Source organism: Phocaeicola abscessus CCUG 55929, from assembly GCF_000312445.1.
GTDB classification, from domain to species: Bacteria; Bacteroidota; Bacteroidia; order Bacteroidales; family Bacteroidaceae; genus Phocaeicola; species Phocaeicola abscessus.
On the sequence record NZ_HE997185.1, the window covers coordinates 15870 to 28109 of the forward strand.

A 12240-nucleotide genomic window follows, 5' to 3' on the forward strand; every position below is an offset into this window, starting at 1 on the left:
TCAACAACCTAAAAGAGAATAATATGATGAATCTTGTTGTAGAATTGCTGATCACCATGACTTTTTCGGCATTCTTCTCGGGAATGGAAATCGCTTTTGTGTCCTCGAACAAGCTTCGTTTCGAGATGGATAAGAGCAACAGCATCACTTCGCGTATTCTTTCCGTGTTTTATAAAAATCCCAACAATTTCATTTCCACCATGTTAGTGGGAAATAATATAGCGTTGGTCATCTATGGCATCCTAATGGCCAAACTGATAGATTACCATTTGTTGCAAGGCCTCATTCAAAACGACTTTTTCAGAGTTTTGATCGAGACGATCATATCCACTTTAATCATTCTGGTGACAGGAGAATTCATGCCCAAGACACTATTCAAAATCAACCCGAATCTGACCTTAAGTATCTTTGCTCTACCCGCGTACTTTTGTTATATCATCCTCTACCCTATCAGCAAATTCGCTGCCGGCGTATCCGGCATCTTTTTACGCCTCCTGGGCACGAAAGTAAATAAAGAAGACAGTGATAAAGCCTTTTCAAAAGTCGATTTAAACTATTTCATCCAAAGCAGCATCGATGAGAAGGATAAAAAGGAAGAGATAGATACGGATATCCAGATTTTCCAAAATGCGCTTGACTTCACGAATGTGAAAATCCGCGACTGCATGGTGCCGCGAACCGAAATCGTAGCCGTTCCATACGAGGCATCTATCGATGAACTGATGGATCGCTTCGTAGAAAGCGGTATCAGCAAGATCATCATATTCAGGGATAATCTGGATCATATCATCGGTTATATCCACTCTTCGGAAATGTTCCGTAATCCGAAAGCATGGAAAGATAATATCCGCAAGCTCCCTATCGTGCCGGAAACCATGGGGGCTCACAAGTTATTGAAACTGTTTATCCAGCAAAAGAGATCGCTGGCGGTGGTCGTAGACGAATTCGGGGGTACCAGCGGCATTATCGCTTTGGAAGATTTGGTAGAAGAGATTTTCGGAGATATCGAAGATGAACACGACACGAGCAATTACATTGCAAAGGCTTTGGGAAACAACGAATACATACTTTCCGGACGACTCGAAATAGAAAAAGTCAACGAACTCTTTTCGTTAGACTTGCCCGAGAGCGACGAATACCAGACCATCGCCGGACTCATTCTGAATCACTATCAAAGTTTCCCCAAACTGCACGAAGTCATCACCATAGGCAAATTCCAATTTAAAATCGTCACGGTCTCGTCAACCCGTATCGAATTGGTCCGACTTAAAGTGGAGGAATGAGCCGAGACTTTTTCAGCCAAAAAGTAGTTAGTAAAATTCTTTTTTTTGTATCTTTGGCGCAATTTACGAATCTCTAATAAAAGAAACGATAATAAAAATTTAATTGATAAAATGGCAACATTACAAAAGATCAGATCTCACGGCCCTTTATTGGTCGTTGTAATCGGTTTAGCCCTTTTCGCTTTTATTGCGGGCGATATGTGGAAAGTTATTCAGCCGCATACGACTAAACAGGATGTAGGTGTTATTAACGGCAAGACAATTAATGTGCAAGACTTCCAGAAGATGGTGGACGAATATTCGGAAGTCATCAAAATGTCGCAAGGCCTTCAGGCACTGAATGATCAGCAGCTCACACGAGTTAAGGATCAGGTATGGCAGGCATACGTCAACAACGAGCTGATCGCTGCGGAAGCGGAAAAGTTAGGATTAGTAGTTACTGATAAAGAAATCCAGTCGATTATCGACGAGGGAGCTCATCCCCTTTTATTGCAGACTCCGTTCCGCAACCAACAGACAGGGGCTTTTGATAAGGACGAATTAAAGAATTTCCTCGTTCAATATGCCAACTTGGGCAAGAGCAGTCAGATGCCCGCCCAATATGTGGAATATTATCAGAAGTTGGGCACCTACTGGAAATTCATCGAACGTACCATCCGCGAATCGACTTTGGCGGAGAAATATCAAAATCTGATTTCTAAATCTTTGCTCTCCAATCCGATTGATGCGGAAGATAATTTCAACAATCGTACTGTTCAAACCGATGCGTTGCTGGCTGCCGTTCTATACACTTCGATCCCCGATTCTGCCATTACGATCGACAAAGAAGAGATTCGAGATCTTTACGCTAAACGGAAAGAGACGTTCAAACAGGCCGTAGAGACTCGCGATTTTCAATATATCGATGTCACGGTCACTCCTTCCGAAGCCGACCGGGCCGAAGTCTTGAAAGAGGTCCAGGAATATGCCGAACAACTCGCCAATCCTAACACGGAGCTGGTTACCTTCGTTCGGTCGACCGGTTCGACTGTTCCTTACAACAATTTGGCCATCAGTAAAACCATCTTGCCGGCGGATATCAGTTCGCGCATCGATTCCGCCGCCATCAACGAGGTGTTCGGCCCGTTCTATAATCAAACCGACGATTCGTACAATGCTTTCCGCATTCTTTCCCGTGTTTCTTCTCCCGACTCCATCCAATTTCGCCAACTGCAAGTCGCTCTCGAGACGGAAGAAAAGACCAGGAACCTGGCCGACAGCATCTTCCATGCATTGAAAAGCGGTGCCGACTTCGCAACGATAGCAAAGGCTTACGGACAAAACGGCGAGTCGACTTGGATCGATACGCATCATTTCGAAGGCACTTCCATGAGCGAAGAAAATGCCGATTTCTTAAATTCATTGATCAAGGCAACGGTGAACGAATGGAACAGCAAAAAAATCGGTCAGGGATATATATTAACCCAAGTTCTTGCTAAAAAAGCATTTCAGGATAAGTACCGGATAGTCGTCGTCAAACGGCCGGTTGAATTCAGCAAGGAAACTTACAACAAAGCCTATAACGACTTCAGTCAGTTCGTAGCTCAAAATACCCAAAAAGACGATGTAGAGAAAAATGCGGAAGAAAGCGGCTATAATTTGTTGGAGCGTACCGACTATAGCAGCGCCGAACACTACGTAGGCGGAGTCAACAATACGCGCGAGGTCATCAAATGGATTTTCTCGGCAAAGGAAGGCGATGTCTCTCCCCTCTTCGAATGCGGGGACAATAATCACATGATGGTCGTTATTTTGAATCGCATCCACAAAGCAGGGTATCGCAATATCAACGCAGTAGCCGATATGTTAAAAGTCGAAATTCTTCGGGACAAGAAAGCGGAGCAAATCATGGCGCAATTGAAAGGTGCAGATTATGCGACGGTAAAGAATACGGCCGATGCGGTAAGCGATACGGTGAAACATATTACATTCGCCGCTCCGGTCTATGTCGCTGTCACCCGTGCGAGCGAGCCTGTCCTGAGCGCTTATGCCAGCAAGACGGAAGTAAATAAAACGACCGCCCCCATTAAAGGGAATGCAGGCGTTTATGTCATGCAGGTGATCGACCGCAATGAAGGTACCGAAAAATTCGACGACGCTGCCGAGGAAGAAGGTATCAAGACGGCCAACGAACGCTATGCAAGCATGTTTATTTCCGATCTTTACGAAAAAGCGAAAGTAAAAGATACGCGTTATCTGTTCTTCTGACGCAACTCGTTGCGAGGATGGGCAGGCGGAAATCGTTATCGGTTTCCGCCTGTGCACTTTTTGAGAGTTGCAACGCCAAGTATCGGGCGGGGAAACCTGTTCGGCGAGGTCGGAAATATCACCGACGGAGAAAAACATCCTGTCGTCGAGGTTCAAGATAGATCCGTCGACGTTCCGGATGCCGTCGGACACGTCGGATAACCCGTCGTCGACGTTCCGGACCTCACCGGATACGTTGAGCAACCTCAAATTCGACGTTCCGAACCTCGCCGGATACGTTGGATAACCTGTCCGTCGAGGTTAGACAACCTCAAATTTGACGTCCCGGACGTGTCCGGATAGGTTGTACCACCTATCCGACGGGATAAACAACCTCGCCGGCGGGGTTCGGAACGTATCCAGCTACGTTGTGGGACGTATCCAGCTACGTTGTAGGACGTATCCGGCTACGTTGTGGGACGTATCCAGCTACGTTGTGGGACGTATCCGGCCACGTTGTAGGACGTATCCGGCCACGTTGTAGGACGTATCCAGCTACGTTGTGGGACGTATATTCGGAATCTCCCATCCCTTTTCCGAAGAGCGGCCACGAATCCTGAAAATTGTTTTTCGACGGTCGATAAGGGTGGGTAAAACTTTTAAAGACAAAATAATTTTCGTTTCTTTGCAAATGGAATAAAAAAACGACCATGACCAAAGAGGAACTGATGCGTGAAGCAATCCGTCTTTCTATCGAAAATATAAAAAAGGGAGGAGGTCCCTTCGCCGCCATCATTGCACGCAACGGCGAGCTTATTGCTACGGGAAAGAACCGCGTGACGGCGCAGCATGACCCCACGGCGCACGCAGAGGTGAATGCCATCCGTGCAGCTGCCCGTAAACTGAAGGCATTCGACTTAAGCGGATGCGAAATCTACACCTCTTGCGAGCCTTGTCCGATGTGCTTAGGGGCGATTTATTGGGCGCGTTTAGACAAGATTTACTATGCTAACAATAAAGATGATGCCGCAAAGATCGGATTCGACGATTCGTTCATCTACGATGAAATGAACCTGAAGCCCGAAGGGCGCGAAAAGCCGTCGGAGAGATTGCTCAGCCAGGAAGCGATGAAAGCGTTCGACGATTGGGTGAACAAGACGGATAAAATAACCTATTGACGGAACCGGCGAGGCTTCGGAAAAGAGGGAGGAACGCCGTATAACATTAGAATAAAAAGAATGAAAAAACTATTTGCCTTACTCTGTGCAAGTGCTATCGCAGCTTGCCAAAGCGGTCCCCGACATCCGAACCGGATCAGCGGACAGTTAGACAGTATCCCGGGCGATCGCCTACTCGCTTTCGTGGTCAACGAAGATTTTACCGCCTTAGATCGTGTCGACACCATCCGGTTGGACAACGGGCGGTTTAGGTACGACTTTAAATACCCCACCGCCCGTATCCTGACATTGTTCCCCGATGGCGAGGGAACTCGCGAAGCCTCCGTTCAAGGCGCTATCGAGCTGTTGTTTATCCCGGGCGAAGAAGCCGTCCTCGGCGGCACGTTAAAAGCGCCCCGTTTCGACGGTTCTGCCTTCTTCAAGGAATTGGACAAGATAGAACAGCAGCTCAGATCTGCGGTTCCGAATTTAGAGGAGAAATATCAAAAGCTTCTGGAAGCCGGCGCTTCACAGGATTCGATAGCCGACGCCTACACCAAAGAAGCGGAGGAAAACCTGAAGAAACAGAAAGAGATCGTCCGGCCATACCTCTTGGCTCACCCCGATAAAAACATCTCCGTCTATCTGGCTGCCAAATACATGGACACGGAACTGTTAGACTGTTTCGACAGACTGCCCGGCCATATAAAGGACGGACCGCTGGCAAACTTCATCCGAACGACTTCGACCCGCGCTCGCGAAGAAAAAGCCCGACAGGAAGTCGCTGACAAAATCCAGGAAGGCAATCCGGCTCCCGACTTTACGCTGAAGGATCATAACGGAAACGACTTTACCTTATCCTCGATCTACAATCAGGGAAAATATATCCTCCTCGACTTCTGGGGGACTTGGTGCATCTGGTGCATAAAAGGTATTCCAAGTATGCAGGAAACTTATACGACCTATAAGCATCGGATGGAAATCGTCAGCATCGATTGCAACGACAAAGCAGAAGACTGGAAAGCTTTCTTGGCCAACAACCGATTACCGTGGATTCATGTCCGTAATGACGGTAATCCGGATATCTCGGGCAGGTACGGCATTCAAGGTTATCCCACCAAACTCATTCTCGATCCCGCAGGAAAGATCGTCAAAATTTCCGTCGGCGAAGATCCTAAGTTCTATGAGGAATTGAAAGATTTGCTGAAATAGCGAACGGAAAAAACGCTACTCGCCTACTTCGAAATCCACACATACCGGGAGATGATCGCTGTATCCGCCGTGATACCTCTTTCCCCAATAGGTTCGGAAAGGAACTTCTCCGCCGTAACGGTCATCCTCTTCCAAGAGAAAAGGATACTTCAGGATTTGTGCTTTCTTGTAATGGGTGCGCATCCCCTCATGTCCCGCCAATAGATAGCCGGAAACGATCAATTGGTCGAGTATTCCCCACATACCGCGGTAGCGATAAGTTCCGCCGTTCCGGCCGTCCATCAGGTTATAAAGTTTTCTCGCCTTGACGAACAGCTTCGGTTTTTTCGCTTTCAACACTTTGTAGATCGCTTCATCTTTGGGATAATCATTGAAATCGCCCATGATAAGTACGTTCGGATGTTTGCGGATCGCCATCACGGAATCGGCGGCCTGCCGCAAGATCTGCGAGGTGAAACGCCGATAAGGCAAGCTGATTTCCTCGCCCCCTGCCCTTGAAGGCATATGGCAAACGAATACGTCCAGCGTATCTCCCGACAAAACCTCCCCCGTGACATGCAGGATGTCCCGTGTAGGAGGCAGTTTTACGATTCCTCGGGGAATCGGAATAGCTTGCTTTCCCAAGAGTTTGAAGGTGCCCCGCTGATACAAGAGTGCGACATCGATTCCTCGTTTGTCCGGCGAATTTGTCATGACGTACCGGTATCCTGCTTCGCGCAGCGGCGAATATTTTACCAAATCTGTCAGGCAACGGTCGTTTTCCACTTCACAAAGTCCTACCAAATCGGGAACATTCTCCGCACTTGCGGCGACAATCACCTTGGCAATCTTGTTCAACTTATCCCGATAACGGGAATAGGTCCATCCTCTGGGACTATCGGGAAGAAATTCGTAATCGTTTTTCAATGAGTCATGTCGCGTATCAAACAGATTTTCTACGTTATAGAACATCACGCGAAAAGGCTGTCCGGCTTGCATTACGGCAGCCAGACAGCCCCAATAAAACAATAAAATACCTTTTCTCATATCAAGCTTTCCGAGGTATGTTCTTCAAAACATCCAGCAGATGATTCCAGAACATGTCGACAGTCGGGATCAGCAAACGTTCGTCGGGGGAATGTACGCCGCGCATGGTCGGGCCGAACGAAACCATATCCAAATTCGGATAGGACTGCAAGAACAATCCGCACTCCAACCCCGCATGGATCGCTCTCACTTTCGGTTCCTTGCCGAACAAACGCTTATAACTGTCGACGGTGATTTGGAGAATCTCTGAACGAGGATTCGGCTTCCAGCCGGGATATCCATCGCTCGTCGCTACTTCCGCTCCTCCCAAGAGGAAGGCGGAACGAACTGCTTCGGAAACATCTTCCCGTTGCGATTCGATGGAACTGCGTTGGCTGGTAACTACATGCACCTGGCCGTCGAGCATCTTGACAGAAGCTAAATTGGAAGAAGTTTCCACTAAGCCTGGAATATCCTGACTCATCGCATATACGCCATTGTGCACGGCATATAGGGTGCGAAGCATCTTCCTCGCTACCTGCGGATCGATCGCCTCTTTCACTCTTGTTTCCGAAACGAGGTCGGCAGCAAGGTTCGGTTCCGTAACGGAAAACTCGTTTTCCAATTCGACCGTATACCTATTCAAATCGATGCGGACGTGTTCTTTTACTTCCATGGGCACCGCACAAAGGGCATGAGCTTCCCGAGGAATGGCATTATGCAAGTTTCCACCATCGATGTGGCAAAGATAAAACGGATACTTATCGGCTATCTTCACCAAGAAACGCACCAACAACTTGTTGGCATTCGCACGTCCCTTATCGATATCGTCGCCGGAATGTCCTCCGCTCAGGCCTTTTATTTGCACGCGGAAGAAATAGAAATCTTCGGGGACGGGTACGCGCTTGAACCTGAAATCGGCTTCGGTATTTGCGCCGCCGGCACAACCGATAAACATTTCTCCTTCGTCTTCCGAATCCAGGTTGATAAGCATATCGCCGCCCTCCATGAAATCGTTTTTCATTCCGAAAGCTCCTGTCATGCCTGTCTCCTCGTCACGGGTAAAGATGCACGCTATAGGGCCGTGCTGAATATCTTTGGCAGCGAGAATGGCCAGGCATGCTGCAATACCGATACCATCGTCGGCTCCCAACGTCGTACCTTTGGCACGCAACCATTCGCCTTCAACATACGGTTGAATAGGGTCTTTAAGAAAATCATGTTTTACGTCGGCATTCTTTTCGCAAACCATGTCTTCGTGGCATTGCAAAATCACCTTCTTACAATGCTCCATGCCGGGAGTTGCAGGTTTGTCGATACGTACATTTCCCACTTCATCGACCATCGTTTTCAACCCCTGTTCCCTACCGAATGCTTTCAGGAAAGCAATAATCTGTTCCTCTTTCTTCGAAGGGCGAGGCACTTTACAGACTTCACTAAAATAGTGAAAAACTGACGCAGGTTTTAAATCTTTAATCTCCATCATAATCGTATATTTAGATTAATATTGCTGAATTTCATGCAAAAATCAGTTAAAATTGCCACTTTCTTCATTTTTCCGTTTTTTTTTAGCCGAAAGACCCAATTAAGTGCGTACAAAAGTTTATATTTGCAACATAAATATGGCAAAAACGGATACGAATGTCGTGGCTTTGCCCTACAAATTTAATGGAAATGATTGAAATGCTGCTGATAACTTTGTTAATAGTTGCTATCTGTGTCGGATTATTAGGCATTGGAGTGTGGATAAAAGGGAAATTTCCGAATTTTCATATCGACGGAAACAAAGCCCTTAACCGTCAAGGTATCCGATGTGTGGAAGCGCAGGACCGGGAAGCCCGAAAAGGGAACGAACATGCCGTTCCTGAGCGTTAGAGGCCGCAACGATTGATTTACATGTGGAAATTATTAAATATGCGAAATAGTTATGAAAACAAAAAACGTCCTTATCAAAGGATTCTTTGCTGCAGCAATAATGCTGCCGTTTACCCAGTGTGCGAACAATCGTAATAAAGCCGACGTGCCGCCGGTAGCTACGGCAGCTGATGAGGTCGCGCCTAACGGTAACCTGAAAATAGCTTATGTAGAAATTGATTCTTTGTTGAGCAAATATAATTTTTGTAAAGATTTGAACGAATTGATGCTGCAAAAAGAAGAAAATATCCGCACGACTTTAAATGAAAAGGCTAAAAGATTGGATGCGGATGCCCGCGAATGGGAACGGAAAGTCCAGAATAACGGCTTCGCTTCGCAAGAACGCGCTCAACAGGAACAACAGCGAATCCTTAAACAACAACAGGATTTGCAACAACAACAACAACGTCTGAGCGATGAGTTTGCCGCTATGCAACAGAAGAACAATTTAGAATTACGCGATTCCATCTCTTCTTTTCTGAAAGAATACAACAAGACGAAGAATTACGATTTGATCTTCAGCAATTCGGGCCTCGACAATTTGCTCTACGCCAAACAAGCGTTCAACATCACCGACGAAATTGTGAAAGGATTGAACGCCCGTTACATTTCGAAGAAAAAATAAACGAACAATCATCGAAAGGAAACGAGCTGTCTCCCCCAACAAAGCGCCCTCGGAACATTTTATGTCATTTCCGGGAGCGCTTCATCTTTTAAGCTCATACAGTTTTTTCTCCCTTTTAACTGTTAAATTGCAATTTAATCCCTATTTTTGTAGCATAAATAAAACTAAAATATGAAATACGGTTTCGTAAAAGTGGCTACGGCTATCCCCATGGGGAAGGTGGCGGACTGCGGATTCAATGCTCAGCAAATAGAAAATCTCATTGCGGTAGCAGAAGGAAAAGGCATCGAAATCATCGCTTTTCCGGAATTATGCGTGACGAGTTATACCTGCGGCGATCTGTTCCGACAGACGCTCTTACTCGAGGAGGCGGAGATTGCTTTGATGAAGATATTGAACGATACTCGACAGATGAACATTATTTCCATTATCGGAATGCCGATCGCATACGAAAAATCTCTTTTGAACAGCGCGGTAGTCGTTCAAAAAGGTAAGATCGTGGGTATCGTTCCCAAAACTTATTTGCCGAACGACAAAGCATGCGATGAAAAACGCTGGTTTTCCGCTGCCGGCGAAGTACCGGAAGGCGAGATGCGGATTTGCGGTCAATTGGTTCCCGTGAGCTCGCACCTGCTGTTCGATACGTCGGAAACATGCTTTGGTATCGAACTGTGCGAAGACCTATGGGCTCCCATTCCTCCCAGCTCGACCTTAGCGCTGAAAGGTGCAGAAATCGTCTTTAACCTTTCCGCCGAGAGCGAATGTATCGGAAAACACGAATATCTGCTTTCCTTAATCGCTCAGCAATCGGCACGCTGCCTGTCGGGATACGTATACAGTTCCTGCGGATACGGCGAATCGACGACAGATCTCGTCTTCGCCGGCAACGGATTCATCTATGAATGCGGACATCAAATCGCCGTTTCCAAGCGATTTCAATATAAAGAACAGTTGATAATCGGCGAAGTGGATGTAGACAGAATACGCAACGAACGTCGCGTCAATACCGCTTTCACCGCGAGTATCGGCGAGTGCAAACAGCTTCCCGTCAAGCATATAAACACCGAATTCCTCAATCGTCCCGACTTGGTATTAACGCGAACCTATTCTCCGTATCCGTTCGTTCCGGAAGATCCGAACAAGTTGGACGAACGCTGTGAAGAGATTTTCCGCATTCAGATCGCCGGCCTCATTAAACGAATGGATCATACCCGATGCGAGAAACTGGTTGTCGGTATTTCGGGAGGGCTGGACTCTACCTTGGCTTTAATGGTCTGTGTGCATGTATTCGACCAACTGAAAATGGGGCACGAAGGTATCATTGCCGTGACCATGCCCGGATTCGGCACCACCGACAGGACGCACCGAAACGCTGTAAACCTGATGAAAGCAGTGGGCGTGACAGTTCGGGAAATCGACATCAAAGAGGCGTGCATCCAGCATTTTAAAGACATTGGGCACCGGGCGGATGTGCACGACGTAACGTATGAAAATAGTCAAGCCAGAGAACGCACCCAAATATTGATGGATATAGCCAATCAAGTCGGCGCATTGGTGGTAGGGACGGGAGACTTGTCGGAACTTGCTTTGGGCTGGGCGACCTACAATGGCGACCATATGTCGATGTACAGCGTGAATGCGGGTATTCCCAAGACGTTGATCGCACATCTGGTCTCCTGGATTGCCCGTAACGGTGTCGACGAAGCTACGAAGAAAATACTCTCGGACATTGTCGACACCCCCATCAGTCCGGAGTTGATTCCTGCCGACGAACAGGGAAACATCCGCCAAAAGACGGAGGACTTGATAGGCCCGTACGAGCTGCACGATTTCTTCCTGTACTATTTCTTCCGGTTCGGCTACCGACCGAGCAAGATCTTCCTTTTGGCCGCCCGCGCTTTCAAAGGGAAATATACAGAAGAAGTCATAAAAAAATGGATCCATCTCTTTTTCCGGCGATTCTTCCAACAACAGTTCAAGCGCTCATGCCTGCCCGACGGACCGAAAGTGGGCAGTGTGGCTCTTAGTCCGCGAGGCAACTGGCACATGCCGAGCGATGCCAGCCCTACCCTGTGGCTGAAAGAATGCGAAGAGCTGTAAGGGATATTCTTTGGTCCCAGGACTTGCCCCTACCCTTTTCATCTGTTAGCGTATGCTATTTATCGACGGTGTAGGTCAACACGAAGTCGGGATGGAGCGAATAATGTATGCTAAAGCGCTTTTGGGCAGACGAACCGTATTCCCTGCCCTCGAATATTCCTTTTTCGCGAAGTTCGAAGGGCATGATCTTGATACGATGAAGCAAATCTACGTCGATGGAGCCCATGATCTTGTAAATGGTTTCTTTGGCAGACCAATGCAGCAAAGCAGCGTATATCTCGTTCGAGCGCAAGGGTATGACGGAAGGAGCCCACGAAGCGTTGAGGATGGTCGCTTCTTCGTCTTTGTGCACGAAACGGGGCATCACTCTTAGAACGCGGTCGCCGTATCGTTCGATATCTATTCCCGTCTCATGATTAGGATGAAGCGCAATCGCTACATAGCCTTTCGTGTGAGAAATACTGATAAACCCCTCTCCTCCTTTCAGGAAAGGTTTGCCGGAAGGATGGTAAAGGACGGATTCTTCTTCCCCGTTCAGCATCGTCTTTAGAAGGATTTGTACGGCCGACCGCTCTTGTTTTCGCACCTCGCTTTTCAAGATGCTTGGATCGTCGTCTTGACAGGTTGCCCGAGTCGCCAGCTCTTCGCCGGATTCCGTTATTTTCCAGATACCGATCGACAAGTTCGATTGCTGAATGATATGAAACAAAGGCATACG

10 protein-coding genes are annotated in these 12240 nt (G+C 47.4%); 7 read left to right on the forward strand and 3 right to left on the reverse strand.

Annotation, left to right across the window (positions count from 1 at the left end; translation table 11 throughout):
- The first annotated feature begins 26 nt into the window (after positions 1 to 26).
- The 4 genes from BN102_RS08085 to BN102_RS08105 all read left to right on the forward strand — a co-directional run bounded on the left by BN102_RS08085 (position 27) and on the right by BN102_RS08105 (position 5878).
- Entirely contained in the window at positions 27 to 1283 is a 1257-nt protein-coding gene (locus BN102_RS08085; RefSeq protein ID WP_035456517.1) for a hemolysin family protein, read from the forward strand.
- A 111-nt stretch (positions 1284 to 1394) separates the two neighbouring features.
- Positions 1395 to 3530 carry a SurA N-terminal domain-containing protein gene (locus BN102_RS08090; RefSeq protein ID WP_036787866.1) on the forward strand — a complete coding sequence of 712 codons (2136 nt, stop codon included), beginning with the start codon at positions 1395 to 1397 and terminating at the stop codon, positions 3528 to 3530.
- Positions 3531 to 4219: 689 nt separating this feature from the next.
- Positions 4220 to 4687, forward strand: a complete 468-nt coding sequence (locus BN102_RS08100) for a nucleoside deaminase (RefSeq protein WP_019208621.1) — start codon at positions 4220 to 4222, stop codon at positions 4685 to 4687.
- A gap of 60 nt (positions 4688 to 4747) precedes the next feature.
- Positions 4748 to 5878, forward strand: coding sequence for a TlpA disulfide reductase family protein (locus BN102_RS08105; protein WP_019208622.1), 1131 nt, complete (start codon positions 4748 to 4750; stop codon positions 5876 to 5878).
- A gap of 15 nt (positions 5879 to 5893) precedes the next feature.
- On the opposite strand, the gene BN102_RS08110 is transcribed toward BN102_RS08105, so the two are convergent.
- Together BN102_RS08110 and BN102_RS08115 are read right to left on the reverse strand one after the other, a co-directional pair.
- The gene (locus BN102_RS08110; RefSeq protein WP_019208623.1) at positions 5894 to 6904 is read right to left on the reverse strand and encodes an endonuclease/exonuclease/phosphatase family protein; all 1011 of its coding nucleotides are present in this window, start codon (positions 6902 to 6904) and stop codon (positions 5894 to 5896) included.
- Position 6905: 1 nt separating this feature from the next.
- On the reverse strand, positions 6906 to 8366 hold the full coding sequence (locus tag BN102_RS08115) for an aminoacyl-histidine dipeptidase (RefSeq protein ID WP_036787871.1): 1461 nt from the start codon (positions 8364 to 8366) through the stop codon (positions 6906 to 6908).
- A gap of 185 nt (positions 8367 to 8551) precedes the next feature.
- Here BN102_RS08115 and BN102_RS08120 point away from each other — a divergent pair, with 185 nt between their 5' ends.
- The 3 genes from BN102_RS08120 (at position 8552) to BN102_RS08130 (ending at position 11522) form a co-directional block, all read left to right on the forward strand.
- Positions 8552 to 8758, forward strand: a complete 207-nt coding sequence (locus BN102_RS08120) for a hypothetical protein (protein WP_019208625.1) — start codon at positions 8552 to 8554, stop codon at positions 8756 to 8758.
- A 52-nt stretch (positions 8759 to 8810) separates the two neighbouring features.
- Positions 8811 to 9422 carry an OmpH family outer membrane protein gene (locus BN102_RS08125; protein WP_019208626.1) on the forward strand — a complete coding sequence of 204 codons (612 nt, stop codon included), beginning with the start codon at positions 8811 to 8813 and terminating at the stop codon, positions 9420 to 9422.
- Between the two features lie 171 nt (positions 9423 to 9593).
- Entirely contained in the window at positions 9594 to 11522 is a 1929-nt protein-coding gene (locus BN102_RS08130; protein WP_019208627.1) for an NAD(+) synthase, read from the forward strand.
- A gap of 55 nt (positions 11523 to 11577) precedes the next feature.
- On the opposite strand, the gene BN102_RS08135 is transcribed toward BN102_RS08130, so the two are convergent.
- Entirely contained in the window at positions 11578 to 12237 is a 660-nt protein-coding gene (locus BN102_RS08135) for a 4'-phosphopantetheinyl transferase family protein (protein ID WP_021311913.1), read from the reverse strand.
- Between the last annotated feature and the right edge of the window lie 3 nt (positions 12238 to 12240).

Excerpts from the sequence above, each read along its gene's own strand:
- BN102_RS08085 (WP_035456517.1), top strand. The coding sequence starts at position 27 with ATGAATCTTGTTGTAGAATTGCTGATCACCATGACTTTTTCGGCATTC.
- BN102_RS08090 (WP_036787866.1), top strand. The coding sequence starts at position 1,395 with ATGGCAACATTACAAAAGATCAGATCTCACGGCCCTTTATTGGTCGTT.
- BN102_RS08100 (WP_019208621.1), top strand. The coding sequence starts at position 4,220 with ATGACCAAAGAGGAACTGATGCGTGAAGCAATCCGTCTTTCTATCGAA.
- BN102_RS08105 (WP_019208622.1), top strand. The coding sequence starts at position 4,748 with ATGAAAAAACTATTTGCCTTACTCTGTGCAAGTGCTATCGCAGCTTGC.
- BN102_RS08110 (WP_019208623.1), bottom strand. The coding sequence starts at position 6,904 with ATGAGAAAAGGTATTTTATTGTTTTATTGGGGCTGTCTGGCTGCCGTA.
- BN102_RS08115 (WP_036787871.1), bottom strand. The coding sequence starts at position 8,366 with ATGGAGATTAAAGATTTAAAACCTGCGTCAGTTTTTCACTATTTTAGT.
- BN102_RS08120 (WP_019208625.1), top strand. The coding sequence starts at position 8,552 with ATGGAAATGATTGAAATGCTGCTGATAACTTTGTTAATAGTTGCTATC.
- BN102_RS08125 (WP_019208626.1), top strand. The coding sequence starts at position 8,811 with ATGAAAACAAAAAACGTCCTTATCAAAGGATTCTTTGCTGCAGCAATA.
- BN102_RS08130 (WP_019208627.1), top strand. The coding sequence starts at position 9,594 with ATGAAATACGGTTTCGTAAAAGTGGCTACGGCTATCCCCATGGGGAAG.
- BN102_RS08135 (WP_021311913.1), bottom strand. The coding sequence starts at position 12,237 with ATGCCTTTGTTTCATATCATTCAGCAATCGAACTTGTCGATCGGTATC.